Below are 23,225 nucleotides of genomic sequence, written 5' to 3'. Positions count from 1 at the left end.
GTACTTCTTGTCCAGCAATTGTCCGTTAACCGTTCGGGCTCCCCGCCGGTCACCCGGCGCACACGGGTCAAATAGTGGACAGTTCCGCGCCACTCGGCGGAAATCGGTAGCGAAATCCCGCCGCGCGCCGATCCACCGCGCGTGACGGCAGCCGATCACCAGGGACCGAACTCATGATCACCCATTGAGCACCACGGCGGACCGGTTCGACGTGTTCCTCCGCGCCACCGGAGAGGCGGCCGACCGGGTCGAAAAGGAACTCCGGGCGGGCGGGCTGCGCGTGTTCCGCGACGGCCGTATCGACGAATTCGACATGATCACGCGCGAACGCGTCGAGGCGTTGGCCGGGGCCCGGGTGCTCCTTACCCATTGCGCGAATTCCGGGCCGGACTTCGTCGAGCGGGTCCGCCGCAAAGCGGCCACCCGTGGTCCGGGTTCGATCGGCCGTTTTGCGGAGCTGCGGGAAGTCCACACCGCACTGGACGCGCGACGGCTGGTCGTGGTCGGTGGCCTGCCCGGCATCGGCAAGACGACGCTGGCCGAGCAGTACGCGGCCCTCTTCCCCGGCCCGGTGCTCCGGACGGGCCCGTTCGGCCACCTCGCCCCGGACGACTTCCTGCCCGGCTTCCACCTGGCCTTGGCCCGGGCGGCGGTCGGCTTGGGCGTGGCAGCGTCCGGCCTGGACCTCGACCGCTTGCGCGCGGCAATCGCCGACCGAGTCGTGGAGCGGGTCCTGGTGCTGGTCGACGATCTTCCGGCCGCGCTCCCCCCGGCGGTCCTCGACCGGCTCCTGGTCCCGGCCGGTTCGGTGCGCACGCTGGTCACGAGCCGGTTCCCGCCGTCGCTGTGGGCCGCGGAGACGGTGGACCTGCCCGGCCTCACGCCGGAGGAGGGGTTACGGCTGTTCACGTCGATCCGCCCGGGTGCGGACGAGGCGGAGCGCCGGACGGTGCGCGGTGGCGACGGCCACCCGATGACGATCCGAGCGGCGGCCGACGCGGGGCACGGTGTGCTGGATTCGGCGCCGGAAGCGATCCGGGTGGTGGTCCGGGGGTTGGGCGGGTTGGCGCGCGACTTGCTTCGGCTCGGCGGGGTGCTCGCGCCGGCGCCGGTGCCGCCGGAGGTTGCTCGGGTGGCGTTGGGGTCGCCGGGCGAGGAGGAGTTCGACGCGGCGGTGGAGGAGCTGGTGGGGCACGGGTTTGCGACGTGGACCGCCGGAGAGCTGGAGACTGCGAGCCGAGCAGTGAGGGTCGTGAGTGAACCGCCGCCGGCCGCTGCGGAGTTCGCGATCGAAGGGTCGAGCGGACAGGTTGCGAGCGAACTGCCGGCTGCTGAGGAGTCCGCTAGGCCGACCGGCCGCGAACCGTGGCCCAGCGCCGAGGAACCCGCGAGCCAAGGAACGAGCACCCGGGTCGCAAGCGAACCGGCGCCGGCCGCAGGGGAGCCCGCCGCCCCGACCCGCCGCGGCCTTCCACCTGCCGACGGGGAGCTGTGGCTGCAAGCCCTCGCCGTCGAGGTTGCCCAGGGTGAGTTCGGCTCCTTCCTCGGCGAAGCACCCCAAGCCGTCCTCGACGCCGGTCTCCTCGCCCACTCCCGCGTGGTCGCCGAGCACTCACCCGCTCACCGAGTCCGCCTGCTCCGCCCCGTCGCCACCGCCTTCGAAGCCCACGGCGACCCCGCCACCGCGGGCGAAATCCACGCCGCGATCCTCGCCACCGGTGAAGCCACTGCGGCCGACCTCACCGCCGCAGCCCGCGTCGAAATCGCCTGTGGCCTCCACGCGGAAGCCGTCGAGCACGCGCGGGAAGCCCTCGCCCTCGACGGGCCCGGACGACACGCCGCGGCGATGGTCGCCGCGCAGGCCCTCGACTGCCAAGGCGACTACGCCGAAGCCGACCGGACGTTCTGGCACACCGCGCACGCCGAAGGAACCCCAGCAGCACGCGCCCAAAGACTCCGCGGCCACGTCCAAGAAGCCCTCAGACTCCTCGAAGCCGCAGCTCCCACCGCCGAACGAGACCTCGAGCGCGCCAAGTGCCTCCTCCTCGCCGGAGACCCCCAAAAGGCACACGACGTCGCCGCCGAACTCGAACTGCGGCTCCCCGAACGACACCCCCAGCACACCGAAGCCCAGCTGCTCCAGGCCGACTCAACCCTCGCACTGGACCTGGCCAACGGCCGGAGCCCCACCGAACTCCTCAAGACCTACATCGACCGACACGGCCCCGAGCACCCCCTGACCCTGACCGCCCGCGCCCGAGCCCACCCGGACCTCGAAGCCCTGGCCGAGACCGAACGGATCACCCTGCGAGCCCTCGGTGACGACCACCCGTTGAACCACCGGATCCGCCACGCCATGGCCTTGGCCCACGCCCGGCTGCGGGACTTCGACCGCCAGGCCGACCTCCTCGAGGACGTCGTCCGCGCGCAGATCCGGCTTCTCGGCCGGAGCCACCCCGAAACCGTCGAGAGCCGCCTCGACCTGGGGCTCGCGCTCGCCCTCAGCGGCAAGGGACCCCGCGAACGCGCCACCGCCCTCGTCGACGACGCCGCCCGGGATGCCGTCGGGGCTCTTCGGGGCAAAGCCCGGGCCGCGCAACGGGTCGTGCGGTTGCCGCTGGCGGTGGTCGACTCGGTGCTGACCCTCGAAGGTCAGCTCAGCCGGCCTGCCACCTGATCCCGTACGCGAACCCCGGCGCCAGGTGCCGGAAGCGGACGTGGACTTCGCCCGAACCGTCCGTCTCCAAGGCCGTCCCGCGGGGTGACCGGTCGCGCGTGTCGACCTGGAACGCCTTCTCCAGCCGGACGATCCGGTCCGGCACGCGGTCGCCGAAGCGGACGTGCAGGTCGAACAGATCGCAGGGATGGCGCGGCACGCACACGTAGTGCGGTTCCGTCATCGGCGCACGGAATCGCAGCCCGATCTCGTGCCTTTCACCACGGCGCAACGGTTCCGGCAGGCGCAACGACAACCCGACGCGGTCACTCGACTCCATCACGCGACCGGCCAGCACACCGCCGTGGAACACATCGACCTCGAGTTCCGAAGCGCGCGCCGATTCGACGGATTCGCCGGGCGCGGTCAGCGTCAACGCCAGGTCCAGTTCGGCGATTTCGTCGGCGTCGGCGACGACCCGGCGGAATTCGAACGCCTCCGCCACCGGCTGATCCAGCGCCAGTGAGACGCGCAGTTCTTCGGTGTGCCAACTCCGGCTCGGATAGCGCGGCCGGGCTTCCGGCGCGCCCGCCGCGACCGCCATTGCCGCGACCTGCTCGATTCCCTCGTCGATCCGCCGCCGCACCGTGCGGTCGTCGCGGTCGATCGTGACCGCCGCCCAGTGCACCCGTTCCTGGTAGAACGGCTTGCGCGCCCGCTCGTCCAGCGCGAACGCGGCGAGCAGGGCGATCTTCAGGTCGTCCGGCAAGGACTCGACGAGCGGGCGCAAACGACCCGACAGCTTACGCCGCATCTCCACCGTGTCGTCATCTTCCAGAATGCCGCACACGGTGCGCAATGCGGGCCCGACGCGATCCGCGAGCGGTGTGGTGAAAATTCCCCTCCCTTTGCGCAGGACCTTCAGCTCTCCGACCACGTCCGCCGGGCTGAAGTCCACCGTTCCTCCCCTCGCCGTTCCACGCACGGGGATCAATATTCGTCAGCCTCGCCGCCCCTGTCCAGTCGATCATGGCACGGCAAACGGATCGTTATCCCGCGGTTTCCCGTCCCACCTCGGCGGGAAACGGGAAACGCCTTGCCGCGCGGTTACCGGCGGCCGCATTCTGAGTGGGCCGCATCGATTACGCGGCGAAAAACCCACAAGACCACGGGGTGTTCCCGGGTGGCCCCGCGCTGCCCTCGTGCGCTCCTGTCGAAGGAGTCGAAATGAAGGTCATCTGTTCGTTTTCGCAGCTCCTGCGGCTGGCTTTCTGGCTGACGGCGGTGGCCCTGGTGGCCGGCGTCGCGCTGGGGCAGCACGGGGACACCGCACCGCCCGTGCCGGACACGCCCGTGGTCGTCGCGCACACCGAGCCCGCGAAGGAGGTGCGGTAGCGATGCAGACCCACGCGATCGGGCTGGTCCTGGCCCTGCTGGCCGGTTTCCTCGGCTGACCGCCGGGCCGTGGTGACGCTCGCCCGGGAGCCGTCACCACGGCCGGGTGATCGTCGGCGGCGCTCGCTGATCTCGGGGCGCCGCAGCTCTTCCTGATCGGCGCGGCGCCGTCCGCCGCAGACCCAGCACGAGCGCCTGGGCAGCTAGCCGGCCACCAGGCGGGCCAGCACGGACGGCACCGCCCGGTCGAGCTCCCCCGCCGCCGTCTCCGCGCCGGCCAGGTGCCGGAGCAGGGCCTGCTGGAACAGGCCGTCGAGCAGCGCGTACGCCACCGGCGGCGGCACGTCCACCGCCGCGGACGCCAGGTCCGCGTACCGCGAGACGACGTGCCAGATCATCTCCTCGCGGCGCCGGTCGATCTCGAGCACGTCGGCGCGGAACGACTCTTCGAACAGGCTCTGGTTGCGCAGGTCGTACCAGAGCCGGTGCATCTTGGCGTCCGCGCGCAGCGTCGCGGCCATCGCCGCCGCGAAGTCCCGCTCCAGCTCCTCCGCGGTCCGCGCGCGGGCGACGATCTCGTCGTACCGGGTGACGCACACTTCCTCGAACTGCCGCACGCAGTGGGTCAGCAGGTCGACCTTGTCGGCGAAGTAATAGTGCAGCACGCCGTGCGAGAAGTCCGCGTTCTGCGCGATCTCACGCAGGCTGGTGCGCGCGTACCCGAGCTCGGCGAGCGTCTGCAGAGCCGACTCGGCCAGCTGCGCGCGCCGCTGCTCGAACTTGTCGACCTGGCGGCGGGAGATCCGGTCCCGGGTCCGCTCCTTGGCCTCCGTCACCTGCACCGCCCGTCACTTCGTGGTTGCCGAATTTCATTCTATCGAGCACTTGACCGACCACGGCCGGAGCTTCTCGGGGTTCCGGACCGCCCAGATCCGCTTGATCCGCTCGCCGGCGAACTCGAACGCCATCACCGTGACGACGGCGCCGTCGCGCTCCATCACCAGGCCCGGGCGGCCGTTGACCGTCCGCTCCCGGAGGACGGTCGACGCCAGGATCCGCGCGCCGATCTCGACCGAGCGGCGCGCGATCAGCTCGGCGCCGGTGACCGGGTGCAGCACGGCGCTCACCAGGCCGCCGCCGTCGGCAGTCACGGTCGCCTGCGGGTCGAGCAGCCGCACGAGCCCCTCGATGTCCTTCGCCTCCCACGCCAGCTTGAAGTCCCGGACGATCGCCGCGCTCCGGGCCGGGGACGGCTCCGGCTCCCGGGCGGCGCGGACCCGGCGGCGCGCCGACGACGCCAGCTGCCGGCACGCGGCCGGGCTGCGGCCGAGGACGCCGGAGACCTCGCCGAAGGGATAGCCGAACACGTCGTGCAGGACGAACGCCACCCGTTCGGCCGGCGTCATCGCCTCCAGCACGACGAGGAACGCCATGGTGACCGACTCGTCGAGCGTGACACGGTCGGCCGGGTCCGCCGGGCCGGCGTCCGGCAGCGGCTCGGGCAGCCATTCGCCCACGTAGCGCTCCCGCCGGACGCGCGCCGAGCCGAGCACTTCCAGGCAGATGCGGCCGGCCACGGTCGTGAGCCACGCGCCGGGTGAACGGATCGCCGCGCGCTGCGGCTCGGACAGCGCGAACCAGCGCCCGTAGGCCTCCTGGACGACGTCTTCGGCGTCACTCAGCGATCCCAGGAGCCGGTAGGCGACGCCGACCAGCTGCGGCCGCTCGCTCAGCGCGGATGAGGTGCTCATGCGGCTTTGACGAACGGAAGCGGCCGACTGTGACAGCGGTCAAGCGCGGCTCCGCACACAACGGCCCCGCAGCACCACCGCGACCGGGTCGGCGAGCTGGTCCAGGTCGGCCCGCGGGTCCCGGTCGTACACCACCGCGTCGGCCGGGGCGCCGGGCTCCAGACCGCGCAGGCCCAGGTATTCGCGCGCGCTCCACGACGCCGCCGCCAGCGCCGCTTCCGGGCGCATCCCGGCGGCCGCCATGGCCCGGATCTCGGCGTGGATCCCGCCGTGGGGCAGGGAGTCCGTGCCCGCCAGCACCCGCACACCGGCTTCCGCCGCGGCCGCCGTCAGCGCGCCGTGCGCCCCCGCGCCGCGCAGGAACCACGTCCGCTTCGGGCTGTCGGGCGCCTTCTGCGCGTTCGGCAGGCCCGCGACCAGCGTCGACAACGTCGGGGTCAGCGCCGTGCCCTGGGCGGCCATGCGCGCCAGCAGGTCCGGGTCGAGGCACATGCCGTGCTCCAGCGAGTCGACCCCCGCCGCGACCGCCGCCGCGCCGCCCTCCGGGTGCTGGCTGTGCACCGCCACGCGCCCGCCGGCCGCGTGCACCTCGCGCACCACCGCCCGCAGCACGTCCACCGGCACCGCGGAGTCGCCGATCCGCCAGTCCGCGATCAGCTTCGCCCAGCCGGTCCGGGCGGCCTGCGCGGCGGCCAGCGCCGGCAGCTCGTCGTGGTCCGCGCGGCGGCCCCAGCCGTCGAAGAACTGGCCGTGCTGGGCCAGCCACGGGCCCGCGTGCCGCGCCCGCGGCACGTCCGGGTCTTCGCCGAACCACGGCGGCGGCTCGCCCGGCAGGCCCGGCGAGCGGATCAGCGTGACCCCGGCGTCGACGTGCTGGTGCAGCTGCTCCCGCAGCAGGTCCGCGTCCATCGGCTGCCCGACCTCGACCGCGCCGGGGTGGGTGTGCGCGTCGACCAGGCCCGGGAGCAGCCAGCCCTCGCCGACCAGCGACGCGCCGGGGACCGGGTCGGTCGTCCAGCGGTCCCCGTCGGCGTAGAGGTCGACGAACTCGCCGTGCGGCAGCGCGTACCCCCGGATGCGGACGATCACCACACCGAACGTACCCGCGTACGCGCTCCGGCGTAGCCGCAAGAGCCGTCCGCAGCCGGACGACCGGAGGCGCCCGGACCCAGACGATGTAAGGCGTCGGAAAGGAGACGCCATGACGCTGAAGAACCGGTCCCGGAAGTGGTGGCTGGTGGCGCACATCGTGTCGACCGGCGCGTGGATCGGGATCGACGCGGTGCTCGGGATCCTGGTCTGCACCGCGCTGGTCACCGACGACGCCGCCGTCCGCGTGACGAGCCTGAAGGCCCTGGAGCTGTTCGCCGTGTGGCCGATGCTGGTCGCCGCGCTGCTCGCGCTCGCCACCGGCGCCGTGCTCGCCCTCGGGTCGAAGTACGGCCTCGTCCGCTACTGGTGGGTCGCCGCGAAGCTCGCGGTCAACGTCCTGATGGCGGTGCTGATCCTCGTCGCGCTGCGGCCCGGCATCACCGCGGCCGCCGGATCCGGCCAGGACGTCGAGGGCCTGCTCTACCCCGTGATCGTCGCTCCGAGCCTGTTGCTGTTCGCCGGCGTCCTCTCGGTCTTCAAGCCGTGGGGCCGCCTCCGGAAGGAGAACCATGACCGAGCCCGTTCGGACAACCGCACTGACCAAGCGCTACGGACCCGCCGCCGCCGTCGAGGACCTGAACCTGTCGGTGCGCGCCGGTGAGGTCTACGGCTTCCTCGGCCCCAACGGCGCGGGCAAGACGACGACCCTGCGGATGCTGCTCGGCCTGATCCGGCCGACGTCCGGCCGCGTCCGGCTCTTCGGCGCCGAACCGGGCCCCGGCAGCCTCGCCCGCGTGGGCGCGCTGATCGAAGGCCCCGCCTTCTACCCGTACCTCTCCGGCCGGGCGAACCTGCGGATCCTCGCCGACCACGCCGCGGTGAGCCGCGGCCGCGTCGACGAAGTCCTCGACGTCGTCACGCTCACCGACCGCGCGAAGGACCGGTACGCGACGTACTCGCTCGGCATGAAGCAGCGCCTCGGCCTGGCCGCGGCCCTGCTGAAGGACCCCGAGCTGGTGGTGCTCGACGAGCCGACCAACGGCCTCGACCCGGCCGGCATGGCCGACATGCGCGTGACCCTGCGCAAGCTCGCCGCGGACGGCTGCACGGTGCTGCTCTCGAGCCACCTGCTGGCCGAGGTCGAGCAGATCTGCGACCGCGTCGGCGTGCTCGACCACGGCCGCCTCGTCTCCGAGACGACGGTCGAGGACCTGCGCGCCGGCGGCGCGCTGCGCGTGGTCGCCGACCCGATCGACCTGGCCCGCGACCACCTGCGCCGGCTGTACGGCGACGTCCGGGTCGACGGCAACGCCCTCGAGCTCGACGTCGACCCGGGCGAAGCCGGGCGGGTCAACGCGGAACTGGTCGGCGCCGGGCTCACCGTCACCGAGCTGCGCTGGCACGAACCCGACCTGGAACAGACCTTCCTCGCCCTGACCGGAGGGACCCCCGATGTTGCGTGACATCCGAGCCGAGCTGACCAAGCAGGCCCGCCGCCCGGCGAGCTGGCTGCTGCTGGCCGTCGCAGTTGTGCTGTCGCTGACCTTCGGTTACGCCATCCCCTACGCCGGCCTGAGCGGCGCGACGTCCGGGCCGCCGGGCTCGAACCGCGGCCTGGCGGCGATGCTGCCCGACGCCTTCGTCGGCAGCGCGCTGGGCGGGTTGCCGATCTTCGTCGGCGCCCTCGCGCTGATCTTCGGTGTGCTGGTCGCCGGGAGCGAGTACGGCTACGGCACCTGGAAGACGATCCTCGTGCAGCACCCCTCGCGCGTCGCGGTCTACGGCGCGAAGCTGGTCACCGTCGCCGCCGCGGCGCTGGCCGTGGTGCTCGCGCTGTTCGCCGCGACCGCCGGTGCGAGTGCGCTCGTCGCGTCCCTCGAAGGCCAGGCGCCGGTCTGGCCGCCCGTCACCGACATCCTGCGCGGCCTCGGTGCCGGGTGGCTCGTCGCGACCATGTGGGGCACGCTCGGCGTGCTGCTGGCGATCGGCCTGCGCTCGGTCGCGCTGCCCATCGGCCTCGGCCTGGTGTGGCTGCTGGCGGTGCAGAACCTGCTCGCCTCGATCGCCGCGCCGTTGCTCGACTGGGTGGCGCAGCTGCAGAAGGCGCTGCCCGGCCCGAACGCCGGGGCGCTGGCCGCCGCGTTCGGGGCGAACGCGCCCGGCGTCGGGCAGATCGTCGGATCGGGGCAGGCCACGGCCGTGCTGGCCGGCTACGTGCTCGTGTTCGGGGCGCTCGGCGGCTGGCTGCTGCACCGCCGTGACATCGCCTGACGCGGGGTGCCGGCCACCGGTGCGGTGAGCCGGCGCCACCGCCCGCGCGGTGTACTGTTTGCCGGTCCGACCGGCGGGTGACCCACGTGAGGTGCCATGACAGTGCGGCGGTACCCAGTGGCGGTCCTGCTCGTCCTCGTCACGGTGGCCCTGGTCGTGGTGAACGGCTTCGCGTTCTGGGGCGACACGTTCGCGCTGTGGATCGACGACGCCATGCAGCTGAGCGCCGGCGTCGGCGCGGTCGTCTGCGGCTTCCTGGTGGCCCGCCGGGTCCGCGGCCACCAGCGCTGGTGGCGGGTCCTGGTCGCGGTCGGCATGGCCGGCTGGTCGCTCGGCCAGTGCATCTGGTCCTGGTATCAGCTGGTCGACGGGCGCGGGCTGCCCTCGCCGTCGCTGGCCGACGTCGGGTACCTGAGCTTCCCGGTGTTCGCGCTCGCCGCCCTGTTCGTGCTGGCCCGGGCGCGGATCCGGCCGGACCGCGAACGCTTCCAGCCCGCGCAGTGGACCGCGCACTTCGGCGTCGCGGTGGTGCTCGACGGCCTGATCGTCACCGGCTCGCTGTTCATCCTCACCTGGACCGCGGCGCTCGGGCAGCTGGTCCGGGCCACCGCGCCGGACAAGCCGACCTGGGCCGTCGCCATCTCCTACCCGCTGTCGGACCTGGTGATCGTGGTCGTCGCGGTGCTGCTGGTCGTGTTCGACCGGGTCGACCGCCCCTACCGCGCGAACCTGCTGCTGGCCGCGGTCGGGATCGTCGCGCTGGCCGCGTCCGACAGTGTGTTCGCCTACCTGGTCAGCATCGGCGCGGAGAGCATGAAGCCGTGGTCGGACGGCGGTTTTGTGCTCGGGCCGCTGTTCATCGCGTTCGCGCTGCTGGTGACGCCGGGCGCGCGGCGCCGTGAGGACGCCGCGACGGCGGGCGGGGTCGACTGGTGGCAGCTGGCACTGCCGTACGTCCCGGTCACCGCCGTCGCGCTGCTGATCACCGGGCAGCTGCTGGCCGGCGCGGGCCCGGACGGCGTCGAGGTGTTCGTCGGCGTGCTCGTGGTGTTCCTCGTGCTCGCCCGGCAGCTGCTTTCCTTGCTGGACAACCGGTTGCTGCTGCGCCGCGTCTACGAAGGACAGCAGGCGCTGACCCACCAGGCCTACCACGACCCGCTGACCGGGCTGGCCAACCGCGCGTTGTTCGCCGACCGGCTCGACCGCGCGGTCGAGGTCGTCGACCGGCCGCTGGTGCTGATCTTCGTCGACCTCGACGACTTCAAGGAGGTCAACGACCGGTTCGGGCACGCGGGCGGCGACGTCCTGCTGCACGCCGTCGCCCAGCGGCTGCTGAGCTGCGTGCGCGCGACCGACACGGTGGCGCGCCTGGGCGGCGACGAGTTCGCGATCCTGCTGGAAGGTGAGCTGGACGCGCCGCAGGCGGTCGCCGACCGGATCCAGGGCGCGCTGCGGCGGCCGTTCGCCGTGCACGGCACGCTCGTCCCGGTCCGCGCGAGCATGGGCCTGGTGGTGCCGGACCCGGCCGAGCCGCTGGTGACGTCGGACGTGCTGCTGGGCCGCGCGGACACGTCGATGTACGCGGGCAAGCGGCTGGGCAAGGACACGACGGTCGTCTACCGCCCGTCCCAGGACGGCCCGCCCGACTTCCCGGCGGCGCTGCGCCGGGCTTCCGGCGGCATCCCGGAGGGCTTCGGGCTGGTGTTCCAGCCGATCGTCCGGCTGGCCGACGAGACCCCGGTGGCCGTGGAGGCGCTGGCCCGCTGGACCACGCGCGACGGCACGTCGGTCTCGCCCGAGACGTTCGTCCGCGCGGCCGAAAGCGCCGGGCTCGGCGCCGAGCTGGACGCGCTGGTGCTCGACCTGGCCTGCCGCGAGATCACCGCGGCCGGGCTGGACCTGACCGTGCACGTCAACGTCTGCGCGAGCCGGCTGGGCGCGGCCGCGCTGGAGGAGAGCGTCGCGGCGGCCCTGGGCCGGTACGGGCTGCCCGCGTCCCGGCTGGTCGTCGAGATCACCGAGACGGTGCCGGTGCCCGACCTGGCCGCGGGCGCGGCCGCGATCCGCCGCCTGCAGGCCCTCGGCGTCCGGGTGGCGCTCGACGACTTCGGCGCCGGGTACAGCTCGCTGACCGTGCTGCACGCGCTGCCGGTCGACCTGATCAAGCTGGACCGCGCGCTGACGACCGGCGTCCAGCCGGAGCGCGACGCGGCGCTCTGCCGGTCGCTGGTCGGGCTGTGCGCCGACCTCGACCTCGACGTGGTCGCCGAGGGGATCGAGACGGCCGAGCAGGCCGAACTGGTGGTCCGGGCGGGGTGTCCCGCTGCCCAGGGGTACCGGTTCGGCCGCCCGGCGCCGCTGTCCGCGCTACGGCTCACGACGATCCCGGCGAACTGACCGCGCCCAATGTGGCCTTCGGTGCGTCTGACGCACCCAAGGCCGCCTTGGGGCGCTCAGCTCGCGCGCACTCCCGGCGGCAGCACGCCGAAGATCGTCGCCGTCGAGCCCGCGCCCTTGCGGTTGATCGGACCGCCCGCCAGCACCCACGCCCCCGTCGTCGGCAGCGCCTTCAGGTTCGCCAGGATCTCCAGGCTGATCCGGTGGCGCCGGTAGACGAGCTTCGACACGGTGTAGGTCTCGTCGAGGCCGACGTCCGGGCTGAACGTGTCGGTGCCGGTGCCGCCGCGGCGGCCCAGCCGGCCGGTGTCGATCAGCCACTTCACCGCCGGGATCGAGAAGCCGGGCTGGTGCAGCACGCCGTCGGCGCCGGTGTTCGGGTAGGCCGGGGTGCCCCACTTGGCGTCCCAGCCGGTCCAGAGCACCACGACGGCCTCGTCGGGGATCCGGCCGTGGCTCCGCTCCCACGCCTTGAGGTCGTCGACCGTGACGGCGTAGTCGGGGTTGCGCGCGGCCTTCGCTCTCACGTCGATCTTGACGGCGGGCCGGAATAGATCGGCCGGGTCCATGTCGTCCGCGAGCGGCTCGCCGGTGGTGAAGTGCCCGGGCGCGCCCCAGTGCGTCCCCGTGTGCTCGCCTTCGCGGACGAACTGCAGGTAGTAGCCGTCGTCGGGGATCGTGGCGATGGTTTCCAGCTCGAAGGCCGGGTCGCCGGGGAACACGTTGGTCGTGGCCGGGTCGTTGACGTGCGACAGGTTGACCAGGTTCAGCTGGTCGAGCCGCACCGGCGGCGTCGCTTGCGCGGCCTGGGCCGTCCGCCCGGACAGCGCGGCGCCGAACACCCCGGCCAGCCCCGCGGCCAGCACCCTGCGTCTCATCGGCATGGGGAATCACCTTTCACCGGAACACCGCCCGTGCGGCGGCCTGCACGGTGATATCACCCGCGCCCGCCGCGGCCAAGGAGTTGCGCGAGGATGGGCGCATGGACGACGACATCGAAGACCACGCCGACGAAGGCATCCTCGATCCCGAGGACACTTTGGACGACCGCGACGAGCAGGCGGAGGGTTATTCACCGCCGGAACGCCCGCGGGGCACCGAAGAATGGGGCACCACCGCGCGCGAGGCCGCCGAAGGCGAGAGCTGGGAAGGCCGGCTGGCGCGCGAGGTCCCGGACGTCGAGGACGAGGAGGGTGACGGCCTCGGCGACAGCGACGACACCGACGGCGAGCTGATCGACGACGAGGTCGGCGACGTCCGCGCGGGCCGCCTGGTCGCGACCGACGAAGGCTTCGGCGAAGACAGCGACGAAGAGCTCTACGCGTCCGACGCGGGGATCGACGGAGGAGCGGCGTCTGCGGAGGAAGCGGCCGTGCACGTGATCGACCCTTCGCGGCGCTGGTGAGGTGACCGGACCCGCCCCCACGACGGGTCCGGTCCCCCGATTTCCGCGAGCGGCCTAATCCTTTCCCCCGTCCGGCGCGTGAGGGTAGGTGGCAGAGCGGTCAGCGTCCGGATCCGGCCGGGCCCCGCCCCCGCCGCGGAGGGACACGGATGCTGGAAGGGCTGCTGACGGCCGGCGCCGGCGCGCTGTACGACACGATGGTGCGCACCGGGCCGGTGCCGCTCGACGACCCGCGGGCCGAGAGCCCGGAGATGCGGGAGCTGTTCGACCGCGGGTTCGTGCGCCGCGACTACCGCGAAGACCCGGTGATCGCGCCGATGGAGCCGGTCCGGGCGGTCGACCACGCCATCCTGGGCGCCCAGCAGCGGCTGCTGGAGCAGCAGCGCCAGATCGTCGCCGCGCGTCAGCAGCTCGACATGCTGCAGGCGGTGTACCGGGCCGCGAACGGTTCGGGCGGCGACTCGGCGGTCGAGGTGCTCACCGACCCGCGGCGGATCGGCTCGCTGTCGCTGGAGCTGTGCCTGTCGGCGCGCGAGGAGTTCCTGACGTTCACCACGCGCCACTTCCGCCGGAAGCCGGACGCGAGCACCGTGATGCGCCTGCCCGAAGCGGTGACGGAGCGCGGAGTGCGCCTGCGCAACGTCTACGAGCGCGCGGCCCTGGAGTTCGATGGCGCGAAGGAGATCGTCGACGCGAGTGTCGCGGCGGGCTGGACCATGCGGGTGGCCCCGGAGCTGCCGATGAAGATGGTGGTCGCGGACCGGCATTCCGCGCTGGTGCCGCTGGACCCGAGCGGCATGGAGGGCGCGGTGTTCGTCCGCAGCCCGACGATCGTGGCGGCCCTGCGCATGCTGTTCGAGCTGGTCTGGAGCCAGTCGGTGGCGGTCCACGGCCCGGCGGCGCAACCCCGCCACGGTCTGACCCCGACGCAGGAGAAGGTCCTGGACCTCCTGGCCACGGGCATGACGGACGGAGCGATCGCCCGCCACCTCGACGTGAGCGAGCGAACGGTCCGGAGGCACGTGCAGGGGTTGTTGGAGGCGTTGCAGGCGGACAACCGGGTGGCGGCGGTCTTCGCCGCGACCCGGCTGGGCTGGCTGGGCTGAGGCCCGGTCGCGGCGGCGAATTCAGCAGCAGATCGCCGACGCCCGGCTGCACCGCGGGGCGCGGCCCGAAGCGCGGCTCGCAGGCCGGGCCGAGGCCGAGCGCGGGATCGCAGCCCGAACCGGCGAAAATCGCCGCCAGGCAAACCCGCGGCCGCGACCTCGACCCACCTCTCCGAACCTCGCGCTACTCCAGCTTCTTGCACTCCGGCGGCCCGTGGGTCCAGATCCAGATGCACACCCCCGGCCCCCGCACCCCCGGGGGACCGCCGTCCGCCGCGGCCACCGGTGCTGTCACCGTCACCATCGCCGCTGCCGCGAGCAAGCTCGCCAGCACGCGCTTGGCCATGCCTCTTCCTTCCGCGCCGTGATCTCCCCGGCCCCAAAGTAAGACCCCCGGCACCTCACCGGCAGGGGCGGCTTCGGCCAGTGTCCGGTTCCGGCCACTGTCCGCCCGGCCGGAACCGGACGTTGGCCGCCCTCGACCGGTGCGCCGCGCCGTCCGGGCTCCTACCGTCGATCGCATGGGAGACGACGCGCCGCCGCGCTGGTGGGCCGAGGAGGGCACCCGCCCCCGGCCGGAGCCGCCCGGCTGGTGGCCCGAAGCCGACACCCTGCACTGGGTCGGCCAGACCGCGCCCGCGGACCCCGAGAAGACCGCTTAACCGGCCCGCACGACGTCCAAGTACTCCGAAATCGCGTCCCGGTTGCGCAGCAGGCATTCCGCGCGCCGGGTCATGCGGTCGCGTTCCGCCTCCAGGGTCGCGATCATCTCCGGGGTCGCGTCCGGGAAGTGGATCGCGCGGGGCTTGTCGAGGCACGGCAGGATCTGTTTGATGATCCGGGTGGGCAGCCCGGCGTCGAGCAGCCCGCGCACCTGGATGACGCGGTCGACCGACGGCTCGGCGTAGTCGCGGTAGCCGTTGGGGCCGCGGGCGGCGATGATCAGGCCCTGCTCCTCGTAGTACCGGAGCAGCCGGCGGGCCGTGCCGGTGCGCTCCGAGAGTTCGCCGATCCGCATGTGCGCCACCTCACGTAGACCTTCACACGTATGTGAAGGTTCGAGCATAACGGCATGAAGAGCTCGCTTCTCGCCCTCACCACCGCCGCGTTCGTCACCGTGCTCACCGAAGCGCTGCCCGCCGGCGTGCTGCCCGGCATGAGCGCGAGCCTGGGCGTCGGCGAGCCCGCCGCGGGCCAGGCCGTGACGATCTACGCGCTCGGCACCGCCCTCACCGCGATCCCCCTCGCCGCGGCCACCGCGACCTGGCCCCGCAAGCGTTTGCTGCTGACCGGGGTGGCCGGGTTCGCCGTCGCGAACACCGTCACGGCGCTCTCGCCCGACTACGCGCTGACGATGGCGGCCCGGTTCGTCGCCGGGGTGGCCGCGGGGGTCGTCTGGGCGCTGCTGGCCGGGTACGCGCGCCGGCTCGCGTCGCCGGAAAACCAGGGCAAGGCCATCGCGGTCGTGATGGCCGGCATCCCGCTCGCGCTCTCGCTCGGCATCCCGGCCGGGACGTTCCTCGGCGGCCTGGCCGGCTGGCGCTCGGCGTTCGGCGTCATGTCGGTGATCGCCGTCGTGCTGCTCGCCTGGATCGCCGCGCGGGTCCCGGACCAGCCTGGACAGGCCGGCGGCCGCGTGCCGGTCCTGCGCACGCTCACCGTGCCGGGCGTGCTGCCGGTGCTGGCCGTGACGCTGGTGTTCGTGCTGGCCCACACGGTGCTCTACACCTACATCGCCGCGTTCCTCGGCCACGCCGGGATCACCGCGGTCGACGCCGTGCTGCTCGTGTTCGGCGTCGCGTCGATGGCCGGGATCTTCGTCGTCGGCGCGGTGATCGACCGTGCGCTGCGCACCCTGATGGTGCTGAGCACGATCCTCGTCGCGGGGGCGGCGACGCTGCTCGCGGTGTTCGCGGGCAGCCCGGCGCTCGTCTTCGCCGCGGTGGCGCTGTGGGGCCTCGGCTGGGGTGGTGTCCCGACGCTGCTGCAGACGGCGGCCGGGAACGCCGGCGGCGAGGCGGCGGACAACGCGCAGGCCATGCTCGTCACCTTGTGGAACGCCGCGATGGCCGCGGGCGGGGTGGCCGGCGGGGTGCTGCTCGACGCCGCCGGGCCGGCGTCCTTCCCGTGGACGCTGCTGGTGCTCCTGCTGCCGGTGCTCGCCGTGGTCCTCGGCGCCCGGCGGCACGGCTTCCCGGCCCGGTCCTGAGTGGACGAAGGGCCCGGGCGGGTTCGCGCCCGGGCCCTCCAGCTAAGGGGTTCAGCAGCGGCCCGCGATGGCCCGCAGCAGCTCCGCGTTGGTGGTGTCCCCGGACAGCTCCCAGGCGAACACCCCGCCGAGCCCCTGCGACTTCGCGTAGCCGGCCTTGGCCGACGCGGTCTCGGGGGTGTCGTAGCTCCACCACTGCGAGCCGCACTTCGCGTACGCCGTACCGGCGATCTTGCCGTTGGCCGGGCAGGTCGTCTTGAGGACCTTGTAGTTCTCGACGCCGTCCTCGCCGGTCGTCGTCCCGGTCACCGGACCGGTCGCGGCGCCGCCCGGCTGCTTCTGCGTGACGCCGTCCCAGCCGCGGCCGTAGAACCCGAGGCCCAGCAACATCTTCGACGACGGAACACCCTGGTGGCGCAGCTTCTGGATGGCCGCGTCGGCGAAGAACCCGGCGGTCGGGATGCCCGGGTAGGACCGCAACGGCGAGTGCGGCGCGGTCGGCCCGGTCGGGCTGGCGCCGGAGACGAAGTAGTCGTAGGTCATCACGTTGTACCAGTCGAGGTAGCGGCTCGCCCCGGCGTAGTCGTTCGCGTCGATCTTGCCGTTCTTCGAGCCGTCGGCGGTGATCGCGGCGGTGACGAGCTGCTTGTGCCCGAACCTGTCGCGCAGCGCCTTGACCAGCGCCGTGAACGCCTTCGGCCCGCTGGTGTCGCAGGTCAGGCCGCAGGCGTTCGGGTACTCCCAGTCGATGTCGATGCCGTCGAAGACCCCCGCCCAGCGCGGGTCGTTGACGAGGTTGTAGCAGGACTCGGCGAACGCGGCCGGGTTCTTCGCCGCCTCGGTGAAGCCGCTCGACCAGGTCCAGCCACCGAAGGACCACAGCACCTTGAGCTTCGGGTGCAGCTTCTTCAGCTGGAGGATCTGGTTGAAGCTGCCGTGCAGGGTGCCGCTGTCGGCCTGGCCGTTGACGCTCATGGCGGCGTCGTAGGGCATGTCGTGGTCGGCCCACGGGTCGCCGACGGCGCAGCCGCCACCCGTCACGTTTCCGAACGCGTAGTTGATGTGGGTCAGCTTCGCGGCCGACCCGGACGTCTCGATGTCCTTGACGTGGTAGTTGCGGGCGTAGACGTCCCAGTCGGCGAAGTAGGCCATCACCTTGCCCTGGGACTGCCCCGCTTCGGCGGGCGGCGCGACGACCGAGGCGCCGGCCAACGCCACTACGGCGGCGGCGATGCTTTTCCTGAAGCGGAGCACGGAATTCTCCTTCGGCGAGCCGGCCGGTCGGACGCGCTGAGGCTAACAGGTCCAGACCACTGCGGACCAGGGTGAATCGTTGCGGTCAAAGGGTTTCGCACTGGCCCCGGAGCCGGGTCCGGATTCACCGCATGGGATGATCCCGCGATGACCGAGTTCGGCTGCGCCCGCTGCTCCGGCGAAGACGCCCTGACCGCGCTGGCGTTCTGCACGACCCGCCTGCGCGAAACCCACCGCCTGGTCGAACAGTCGCATTTCGGCATCTCCCTGCGCGAATGTCCCGAATGCGGCCAGGCGTTCGCCGCGATCTTCTCCGAGTTCGTCGACTGGTCCGGCGGCGAGGACGCGCAGTACTTCGACTACGTCCCGCTCACCGCGGCCGAGGTGACCTCGTTGGCGGCGCAGGGATCCCGGGTGGACCTCGTGCGGCTCGGCGCGCTCGGCAGCGTCCGGCGGCGGCTCTCGTCGAGCTGGCCGACCGGCGCGGAGAAGAAGATCGGCTGGCGGACGGACTCGCTTTCGGTGCGCGAAGGCTACTGAGCGGCCAGGCGGAGGATCGCCGCGGCCGAGCGGTCGACGTCTTCCTCCGTGGTGGCCCAGTTGGACACCGAAATCCGCAGGAGACGGCGGCCGCGCCAGGTCGTGCCGCCGAGCCAGCAGGTGCCTTCGCGCTGGACGTTCCCGACGATCGTGTCGGTCCGGGCGTCGTCGCCGAAGGACACCAGGACCTGGTTGAGCACGACGTCGTTCGCGATCTCCGCGCCGCCGTCGGCGAGCGTCCGCGCGAAGCGGCGGGCCAGGCGGCAGCAGCGGTCGACGAGCTCGGCGACGCCGTCGCGGCCCAGTTCGCGCAGCGCGGCCCAGACCGTGAACCCGCGGGCGCGGCGCGACGACTCGGGCGTCAGGTCCCCCATCCCGGACACCTCACCGGCGCCGGTGAGATAGGCCGCGCGGTTGGCGAAGGCGGCGGCGTGAGCGTCCGGGTGGGCGCAGAAGGCGAACCCGCAGTCGTACGGGACGTTCAGCCACTTGTGCCCGTCACAGGCCCAGGAATCGGCCAGCCCGGCCCCGTCGACGAGGCCCGCGGTGGCCGGGTTGGCCGCGGCCCAGAGCCCGAAAGCGCCGTCGACGTGCAGCCAGGCATCCTTGGCGGCTTCGCGGGCGGCGCGGAGGTCGTCACACGCGCCGGTGTTCACGTTCCCCGCCTGGACGCAGACGATCGCCGGCCCGGCGCCGGCGTCGACGACGCGCGCGAGGTCGGCGACGTCGATCGCGCCCTGCGGCCCGGCGGCCACCGGCTCGACGGCCCGGGTGCCGAAGCCCAGCAGCCGCAGGGACCGGTCGATGGTGGCGTGCCGCTCTTCACTCGCGATGACGCGGACGCGCGGGGCGCCGGTGAGCCCGTCCCGCTCGACGTCCCAGCCCGCTGCGGCGAGCACGTGGTGCCGCGCGGCGGCGAGCCCGGCGGTGTTGGCCGCCTGCCCGCCGGTGACGAACCCGGCCGACGCGGTGGCGGGGATGCCGAGCAGGTCCTTCAGCCAGTCACCGGCGGCGGCTTCGGCGGCCGCGGCGGCCGGCGAGAGGACGGCGTTGAAGGCGTTCTGGTCCCAGCCCGCGGTGAGGACGTCGGCGGCGGTGGCGGCGGGCAGGGACCCGCCGATGACGAACCCGAAGAACCGCGGCCCGGCGGTGGCGACCAGCCCGGGCCCGGCGGCCCGGGCGAGCTCCTCCAGCACGGCGGACGGCGGCGTGGGGTCGTCACGCAGCTCCCCGAACCCGGCACGCAGGGCGGCGGGATCGACGGACCGGGCGACTGGCCGCTCCGGCAGGCTTTCGCGGTGGTCGGCGGCCAGCTCGGCGGCCCGGGCCAGGAGGTCACGCATCTCGTCCACGGCCCGACTCTAGGCCCCGCCAGGCCGCCTTCGGGTGGGCCGCGCGACGGTTCTCGCGGGCCAGCTCGACCGTCGTCGCGATCCGGCGCTGCCAGGTCTCCGGCCGCTTGGCCTTCGCGATCCACTCCAGGATCAGCCGCTTCGACGACGGCGGGAACGCCGCGAAGTGCGCGGCCGCAACCGCGTCGAAAGCCCGCTCCAGATCCGCCGGCACGACTCCGTCCTGAGCCGGCGCCAGCACGTCCCAGGTCCCCGTCCGCCGGGCGAGGTCGACCATCGCCTGTCCCGCCGGGGTCATCAGCCCCGCCGACGTCAGCCGCTCCACGCGCAGGCGGTTCACGCGGCTCCACGTGCTCTTCGGCTTGCGCGGCGTGAAGCACAGGTACGTGCTCTCCGTGTCGCGCCGGAGCGCCTTGCTGTCGATCCAGCCGAAGCACAGCGCCTGCTCCATCGCTTCGTGGACCAGCACGCCGGGCGCGGCACTGTGCTTGCGCCGGATCACCAGCCAGATCGACGACGTCGTGCCGCACGACGCCAGCCACTCCCGCCACTCGGCGACCGACGTGACCTTCAGCACCGCGACGCCTTCCAAAGCCTCCATGCCCACATCATCAGGGGTGAAGTGTTCACCTTCTGAGCACTTTGCCGTGGGAACAATCGGGACCCTCCCGGCGTAGCGTCTTGATATGGAGACTGCGCTCAGCACCGACCGGCTCGTGATCCGGGACTGGACGGTGGACGACGCCGAAGCCGCGTTCGAGATCTACGGCGCGGAAGACGTCACGCACTGGCTGACCCCGGCCATGGACCGGGTGGGCGACGTCGGCGCCATGCGCGCCGTGCTGAACGCGTGGCAGGAGGCGCAGCCCAACCTCTGGCCGCCGCGCGGGCGCTGGGCCGTGGAGCGCAAGGAGGACGGCGCCGTGATCGGCGGCCTCGGCATCCGGCTGCTGCCGCCGTACGAAGAGGACCTCGAGCTGAGCTGGCAGCTCAGCCCCGGTGTCTGGGGCCAGGGTTACGCGTCGGAGGCGGCGCAGGCGCTCATCCAGTGGGCGTTCACGCAGGACACCGACGAGCTGTTCGCGGTCGCCCGGCCGAACAACACCCGCGCGATCGCCGTCGCCAAGCGGCTCGGCATGCAGTGGGTCGGCGAGACCGACAAGTACTACAACCTGCGGCTGCAGGTGTACCGGATCCGGCACACCGACCTCATGGACTGACCGGCTCCAGCAGGAAGACGCGGATCTCGCGGTGCTCGGCCCGCACGGCGTACTGGTCGTACGCGGGCCAGTACGCGGCGACCGCGTCCCACATCTCCTGGCGCTCGTCGCCGGCCAGCAGCCGCGCGGTGACTTCGACGGCGCGGCCGGCGATGGTCATCGAGGCCTTCGGCTCGGCGAGCAGGTTGCCCGACCACGCCGGGTGCGCCTCACCGCCGAAGTTCGAGCCGATGACGACGTACCCGCCGGCGCGCTCGACGTACAGCAGCGGCACCTGCCGCGGCTCCCCGCTGCGACGCCCGACGGTGGTGAGCAGCATGGTCCGCAGCCCGACCGCCGTGCCGACGCCGAACCGGCCGCCGCTGACGCGCAGCAGCACCCGGTCGGCCGGCGCGAGCGCGCGCCCGACCGCCGCGAACGCCTTGCTCTTGCCGATCCCCGCAAAGACCTTCCGCAACTCCGCCACGCTCAAACCCTAGCGGCCTGACCCTGCCGCGGCTGGTCGTGAGTGGTAATTGGGGTTAGAACCCTCATTACCACTCACGACCCCGGGCGGGCACTCACCAGGTGGCGGGGGCGGGCGGCGCGACGACCGGCGGCCGGTCGTCGCAGGTGATGGTGTTCGGCAGCAGCCACGGCGCGAGCCAGCCGCCGTCGTTGCCGCCGAGGTCGGTCAGCGCGAACTCCGACCCGGTCGGTGGGAAGTTGAACGACCCGCAGTTGTTGACCCCGACCGCGCCGACGTTGCGCGCGTCGACGTTCCGGAACGACGCCGAGCCGGCCGACCGGGCGCTCAGCACCGACGTCCCGGCGCCGTCGACCCGCAGGTCCGCGAACTTCAGCCCGGTGATCGAGTACTTGTCCTTCACGGGGAAGTCGCTGACGAGCATGATCGCGTTGTAGGTGTTGTCGAGGAAGTGGTCACCGGTGACCTCGACGTCGGCGGCGATGTCCCGCTCCAGCGCGTAGAACCAGAGCGCGCCCAGCCCGATCCGCCAGTTCAGCTCGAAGGTGCCCGCCCGAACGGTGGTGTTGTCCGTGATCCGCAGCTTCCCGGTGAAAGGCTCGGCGCCGAAGCGCGAGCCGGCCTGGATCGCGCTGCCTTCGCGGATCGGGTCGGCGACGAGGTTGCCGGACACGGTTGTGTCCGTGCCGCCGTAGATCGCGATCCCGTTGGCCAGCACCGGGGTCTGGACGGTGTTGCGGCTGAACGTGTTCCGTGCGTTTTCGGTCTTCTCCGACCACATCGCGAGGCCGTCGTCGCCGGTGTTGCGGACGAAGTTGCCCGCCACCACCGAATCCGTGACGCCGGTGTGGAAGTTCAGCCCGTCGGCGATCTGGTCGGCGATGACGTTGCCGGTGACGCGCGTGTTCTTCATCGGGCCGTCGAACCACAGGCCCACCTTGGTGTGGTGCAGGTACAGACCGTCCACAGTGGAGTCGCTGAGCGCGCCGCCGACGGCGTTGACCTGGTCGGTGTCGACGCGCTCCCGGACGTCGCCGACGATCGCGAAGCCGGAGAGGTGGACGTCGTGGCTGCCGCCGACCGCGGCGTCCTTGCCGTAGAAGCCGACTCCGGTGTGGACCGAGCCGTCCGGCGCCGGGCTGTCCAGCTTGACCTCGTGCCCCCGGACGATCGTGTACCAGCTGCCCGCGCCTTCGATCGTGACGTCGTCGACGATGATGTGCCGGTTGACCTGGTAGGTGCCCGGCGGCAGGTAGACCTTGAGGTGCGCCCGGCGGGCGAAGGCGATCGCGCGGTCGATCGCGTCGGCCGAGTCGCGCCGGCCGGTCGGGTCGGCTCCGAAGAGCAGCACGTTCGCGGCGAAGAGGTCGACGCGCGGCGGCGCGACCAGTTCGGAGTCGAGCAGGTCGACAACCGTCCACGCGGCGGCCGTCCCGGCCGGGACGGTCAGCTCGACCTTGTCCCCCGCCCGGTAGGTCCTGCCGAGCAGCAGGCGCTGCTCGTCGTAGAAGTGGCTGGGGCGGAAGGGTTTCGTGATCACCGGCGCCGGGGTGGTGGCCGCGGGCACACACGAGCACTCCGTGATCCACCAGTCGGGGTGCAGCAGGTCCGCGGCCGGGTCGTTGGTGAACGGGTACTGGTTGTAGAGCCAGGAGTACTGCGAGGTCAGCGTCATCCGCTGCCGGTGCGCGCCGTTCACGGTGACGTCGAGCGGCGCGGTGATCCCACCGCCGCCCGGCGCGTCCGGGATGCTGTACCGGACGGTGACCGCGTTCGCCGCGGCGGGCAGCGTGAACTCGACGTGCTGCCCGGCGCTCAGCTGGACCGCGCGCCGCCCGGACGCCTCGGCGGGCAGCGTGTAGGCCGAGCGGTCCGGGCCGATCACGACGCCGTTCGTGCGGGCGTTCTCGGCTTCCTGTTCGAAGAAGCCGACGGGAGCGCCGCGCCCGGCGACCAGGCCCGGGTCGAGCGCCGCGCGCGTCACGACGGGCCGGTCCGCGGCGGCGGTCGCGGGGGCCGCGACCGAAACGAGCGCGGTGACCACCGCGACGAGCGTGGCTCCGAACGTGCGCAGCGACATCGCGGCCTCGATTCTCTCGGGAGTGCGGCGG

At 72.7% G+C, this 23,225-nt stretch carries 24 protein-coding genes; 12 read left to right on the top strand and 12 right to left on the bottom strand.

Annotation, left to right across the window (positions count from 1 at the left end):
• Positions 1-184 precede the first annotated feature (184 nt).
• A complete protein-coding gene (locus ACZ61C_RS06355) occupies positions 185-2,677 on the top strand; it encodes a hypothetical protein (protein WP_465303491.1) in 2,493 nt (830 codons plus the stop codon).
• Here ACZ61C_RS06355 and ACZ61C_RS06350 read toward each other — a convergent pair.
• Entirely contained in the window at positions 2,658-3,614 is a 957-nt protein-coding gene (locus ACZ61C_RS06350; protein WP_465303489.1) for a hypothetical protein, read from the bottom strand. The genes ACZ61C_RS06355 and ACZ61C_RS06350 overlap by 20 nt on opposite strands.
• 269 nt (positions 3,615-3,883) lie before the next feature.
• Between ACZ61C_RS06350 and ACZ61C_RS06345 the strand changes: the two genes are divergently transcribed.
• Positions 3,884-4,051 carry a hypothetical protein gene (locus ACZ61C_RS06345; RefSeq protein ID WP_465303487.1) on the top strand — a complete coding sequence of 56 codons (168 nt, stop codon included), beginning with the start codon at positions 3,884-3,886 and terminating at the stop codon, positions 4,049-4,051.
• 203 nt (positions 4,052-4,254) lie between these two features.
• On the opposite strand, the gene ACZ61C_RS06340 is transcribed toward ACZ61C_RS06345, so the two are convergent.
• From ACZ61C_RS06340 to ACZ61C_RS06330, 3 genes are read right to left on the bottom strand one after another with little or no spacing between them, the layout of a single operon-like run.
• Complete coding sequence (locus ACZ61C_RS06340; RefSeq protein WP_465304211.1) at positions 4,255-4,887, bottom strand: TetR/AcrR family transcriptional regulator; 633 nt, start codon at positions 4,885-4,887, stop codon at positions 4,255-4,257.
• Positions 4,888-4,920: 33 nt separating this feature from the next.
• Positions 4,921-5,802 (bottom strand): RNA polymerase sigma factor SigJ, encoded by an 882-nt coding sequence (sigJ, locus tag ACZ61C_RS06335; protein WP_465303485.1) that lies wholly within the window; start codon positions 5,800-5,802, stop codon positions 4,921-4,923.
• A 39-nt stretch (positions 5,803-5,841) separates the two neighbouring features.
• Complete coding sequence (locus ACZ61C_RS06330) at positions 5,842-6,891, bottom strand: amidohydrolase family protein (protein ID WP_465303483.1); 1,050 nt, start codon at positions 6,889-6,891, stop codon at positions 5,842-5,844.
• A 112-nt stretch (positions 6,892-7,003) separates the two neighbouring features.
• Between ACZ61C_RS06330 and ACZ61C_RS06325 the strand changes: the two genes are divergently transcribed.
• The 4 genes from ACZ61C_RS06325 to ACZ61C_RS06310 all read left to right on the top strand — a co-directional run bounded on the left by ACZ61C_RS06325 (position 7,004) and on the right by ACZ61C_RS06310 (position 11,562).
• Positions 7,004-7,555, top strand: coding sequence for a hypothetical protein (locus ACZ61C_RS06325; RefSeq protein WP_465303481.1), 552 nt, complete (start codon positions 7,004-7,006; stop codon positions 7,553-7,555).
• Complete coding sequence (locus tag ACZ61C_RS06320; protein ID WP_465303479.1) at positions 7,464-8,357, top strand: ABC transporter ATP-binding protein; 894 nt, start codon at positions 7,464-7,466, stop codon at positions 8,355-8,357. The genes ACZ61C_RS06325 and ACZ61C_RS06320 overlap by 92 nt, the downstream gene beginning before the upstream one ends.
• Positions 8,347-9,165 carry an ABC transporter permease gene (locus ACZ61C_RS06315; RefSeq protein WP_465303477.1) on the top strand — a complete coding sequence of 273 codons (819 nt, stop codon included), beginning with the start codon at positions 8,347-8,349 and terminating at the stop codon, positions 9,163-9,165. The genes ACZ61C_RS06320 and ACZ61C_RS06315 overlap by 11 nt, the downstream gene beginning before the upstream one ends.
• 96 nt (positions 9,166-9,261) lie before the next feature.
• Positions 9,262-11,562, top strand: a complete 2,301-nt coding sequence (locus tag ACZ61C_RS06310; RefSeq protein ID WP_465303475.1) for a putative bifunctional diguanylate cyclase/phosphodiesterase — start codon at positions 9,262-9,264, stop codon at positions 11,560-11,562.
• A gap of 56 nt (positions 11,563-11,618) precedes the next feature.
• Here ACZ61C_RS06310 and ACZ61C_RS06305 read toward each other — a convergent pair whose 3' ends face one another.
• Entirely contained in the window at positions 11,619-12,446 is an 828-nt protein-coding gene (locus ACZ61C_RS06305; protein WP_465303473.1) for a cyclase family protein, read from the bottom strand.
• A 98-nt stretch (positions 12,447-12,544) separates the two neighbouring features.
• On the opposite strand from ACZ61C_RS06305, the gene ACZ61C_RS06300 reads away from it, so the two are divergent.
• A complete protein-coding gene (locus ACZ61C_RS06300) occupies positions 12,545-12,967 on the top strand; it encodes a DUF5709 domain-containing protein (RefSeq protein WP_465303471.1) in 423 nt (140 codons plus the stop codon).
• Positions 12,968-13,116: 149 nt separating this feature from the next.
• Positions 13,117-14,073, top strand: coding sequence for a LuxR C-terminal-related transcriptional regulator (locus tag ACZ61C_RS06295; RefSeq protein ID WP_465303469.1), 957 nt, complete (start codon positions 13,117-13,119; stop codon positions 14,071-14,073).
• Between the two features lie 184 nt (positions 14,074-14,257).
• Here the strand turns inward: ACZ61C_RS06295 and ACZ61C_RS06290 are convergent, their stop codons facing one another.
• Positions 14,258-14,419, bottom strand: a complete 162-nt coding sequence (locus ACZ61C_RS06290) for a hypothetical protein (RefSeq protein WP_465303467.1) — start codon at positions 14,417-14,419, stop codon at positions 14,258-14,260.
• Positions 14,420-14,594: 175 nt separating this feature from the next.
• On the opposite strand from ACZ61C_RS06290, the gene ACZ61C_RS06285 reads away from it, so the two are divergent.
• Positions 14,595-14,735 carry a hypothetical protein gene (locus ACZ61C_RS06285; RefSeq protein WP_465303465.1) on the top strand — a complete coding sequence of 47 codons (141 nt, stop codon included), beginning with the start codon at positions 14,595-14,597 and terminating at the stop codon, positions 14,733-14,735.
• Here ACZ61C_RS06285 and ACZ61C_RS06280 read toward each other — a convergent pair.
• On the bottom strand, positions 14,732-15,091 hold the full coding sequence (locus ACZ61C_RS06280) for a MerR family transcriptional regulator (RefSeq protein WP_465303463.1): 360 nt from the start codon (positions 15,089-15,091) through the stop codon (positions 14,732-14,734). The genes ACZ61C_RS06285 and ACZ61C_RS06280 overlap by 4 nt on opposite strands.
• 54 nt (positions 15,092-15,145) lie before the next feature.
• On the opposite strand from ACZ61C_RS06280, the gene ACZ61C_RS06275 reads away from it, so the two are divergent.
• Complete coding sequence (locus ACZ61C_RS06275; RefSeq protein ID WP_465303461.1) at positions 15,146-16,282, top strand: MFS transporter; 1,137 nt, start codon at positions 15,146-15,148, stop codon at positions 16,280-16,282.
• A gap of 51 nt (positions 16,283-16,333) precedes the next feature.
• Here the strand turns inward: ACZ61C_RS06275 and ACZ61C_RS06270 are convergent, their stop codons facing one another.
• On the bottom strand, positions 16,334-17,536 hold the full coding sequence (locus ACZ61C_RS06270; RefSeq protein WP_465303459.1) for a glycoside hydrolase family 18 protein: 1,203 nt from the start codon (positions 17,534-17,536) through the stop codon (positions 16,334-16,336).
• A 147-nt stretch (positions 17,537-17,683) separates the two neighbouring features.
• Here ACZ61C_RS06270 and ACZ61C_RS06265 point away from each other — a divergent pair, with 147 nt between their 5' ends.
• Positions 17,684-18,076, top strand: a complete 393-nt coding sequence (locus tag ACZ61C_RS06265) for a hypothetical protein (protein ID WP_465303457.1) — start codon at positions 17,684-17,686, stop codon at positions 18,074-18,076.
• Here ACZ61C_RS06265 and ACZ61C_RS06260 read toward each other — a convergent pair.
• Positions 18,070-19,419, bottom strand: a complete 1,350-nt coding sequence (locus ACZ61C_RS06260; protein ID WP_465304209.1) for a pyridoxal phosphate-dependent decarboxylase family protein — start codon at positions 19,417-19,419, stop codon at positions 18,070-18,072. The two genes, ACZ61C_RS06265 and ACZ61C_RS06260, sit on opposite strands and share 7 nt — an antisense overlap.
• A complete protein-coding gene (locus ACZ61C_RS06255) occupies positions 19,412-20,029 on the bottom strand; it encodes a YdeI/OmpD-associated family protein (protein WP_465303455.1) in 618 nt (205 codons plus the stop codon). Before ACZ61C_RS06255 ends, ACZ61C_RS06260 begins: the two co-directional genes overlap by 8 nt.
• Before the next feature lie 85 nt (positions 20,030-20,114).
• Here ACZ61C_RS06255 and ACZ61C_RS06250 point away from each other — a divergent pair, with 85 nt between their 5' ends.
• Entirely contained in the window at positions 20,115-20,648 is a 534-nt protein-coding gene (locus ACZ61C_RS06250; RefSeq protein WP_323322308.1) for a GNAT family N-acetyltransferase, read from the top strand.
• On the opposite strand, the gene ACZ61C_RS06245 is transcribed toward ACZ61C_RS06250, so the two are convergent.
• Positions 20,638-21,114 (bottom strand): nitroreductase family deazaflavin-dependent oxidoreductase, encoded by a 477-nt coding sequence (locus ACZ61C_RS06245; RefSeq protein ID WP_465303453.1) that lies wholly within the window; start codon positions 21,112-21,114, stop codon positions 20,638-20,640. The genes ACZ61C_RS06250 and ACZ61C_RS06245 overlap by 11 nt on opposite strands.
• A 94-nt stretch (positions 21,115-21,208) precedes the next feature.
• The gene (locus ACZ61C_RS06240; protein WP_465303451.1) at positions 21,209-23,194 is read right to left on the bottom strand and encodes a glycosyl hydrolase family 28-related protein; all 1,986 of its coding nucleotides are present in this window, start codon (positions 23,192-23,194) and stop codon (positions 21,209-21,211) included.
• Positions 23,195-23,225: the final 31 nt, after the last annotated feature.

The organism is Amycolatopsis sp. NPDC104587, assembly GCF_055583645.1.
This window is presented reverse-complemented; position numbering and strand designations above follow the sequence as displayed.

Coding starts and splice junctions, on each gene's coding strand:
- ACZ61C_RS06345 (WP_465303487.1), top strand. CDS start 3,884: ATGAAGGTCATCTGTTCGTTTTCGCAGCTCCTGCGGCTGGCTTTCTGG.
- sigJ (WP_465303485.1), bottom strand. CDS start 5,802: ATGAGCACCTCATCCGCGCTGAGCGAGCGGCCGCAGCTGGTCGGCGTC.
- ACZ61C_RS06325 (WP_465303481.1), top strand. CDS start 7,004: ATGACGCTGAAGAACCGGTCCCGGAAGTGGTGGCTGGTGGCGCACATC.
- ACZ61C_RS06320 (WP_465303479.1), top strand. CDS start 7,464: ATGACCGAGCCCGTTCGGACAACCGCACTGACCAAGCGCTACGGACCC.
- ACZ61C_RS06315 (WP_465303477.1), top strand. CDS start 8,347: ATGTTGCGTGACATCCGAGCCGAGCTGACCAAGCAGGCCCGCCGCCCG.
- ACZ61C_RS06310 (WP_465303475.1), top strand. CDS start 9,262: ATGACAGTGCGGCGGTACCCAGTGGCGGTCCTGCTCGTCCTCGTCACG.
- ACZ61C_RS06305 (WP_465303473.1), bottom strand. CDS start 12,446: ATGCCGATGAGACGCAGGGTGCTGGCCGCGGGGCTGGCCGGGGTGTTC.
- ACZ61C_RS06300 (WP_465303471.1), top strand. CDS start 12,545: ATGGACGACGACATCGAAGACCACGCCGACGAAGGCATCCTCGATCCC.
- ACZ61C_RS06295 (WP_465303469.1), top strand. CDS start 13,117: ATGCTGGAAGGGCTGCTGACGGCCGGCGCCGGCGCGCTGTACGACACG.
- ACZ61C_RS06290 (WP_465303467.1), bottom strand. CDS start 14,419: ATGGCCAAGCGCGTGCTGGCGAGCTTGCTCGCGGCAGCGGCGATGGTG.
- ACZ61C_RS06285 (WP_465303465.1), top strand. CDS start 14,595: ATGGGAGACGACGCGCCGCCGCGCTGGTGGGCCGAGGAGGGCACCCGC.
- ACZ61C_RS06280 (WP_465303463.1), bottom strand. CDS start 15,091: ATGCGGATCGGCGAACTCTCGGAGCGCACCGGCACGGCCCGCCGGCTG.
- ACZ61C_RS06275 (WP_465303461.1), top strand. CDS start 15,146: ATGAAGAGCTCGCTTCTCGCCCTCACCACCGCCGCGTTCGTCACCGTG.
- ACZ61C_RS06265 (WP_465303457.1), top strand. CDS start 17,684: ATGACCGAGTTCGGCTGCGCCCGCTGCTCCGGCGAAGACGCCCTGACC.
- ACZ61C_RS06260 (WP_465304209.1), bottom strand. CDS start 19,419: ATGCGTGACCTCCTGGCCCGGGCCGCCGAGCTGGCCGCCGACCACCGC.
- ACZ61C_RS06255 (WP_465303455.1), bottom strand. CDS start 20,029: ATGGAGGCTTTGGAAGGCGTCGCGGTGCTGAAGGTCACGTCGGTCGCC.
- ACZ61C_RS06250 (WP_323322308.1), top strand. CDS start 20,115: ATGGAGACTGCGCTCAGCACCGACCGGCTCGTGATCCGGGACTGGACG.
- ACZ61C_RS06240 (WP_465303451.1), bottom strand. CDS start 23,194: ATGTCGCTGCGCACGTTCGGAGCCACGCTCGTCGCGGTGGTCACCGCG.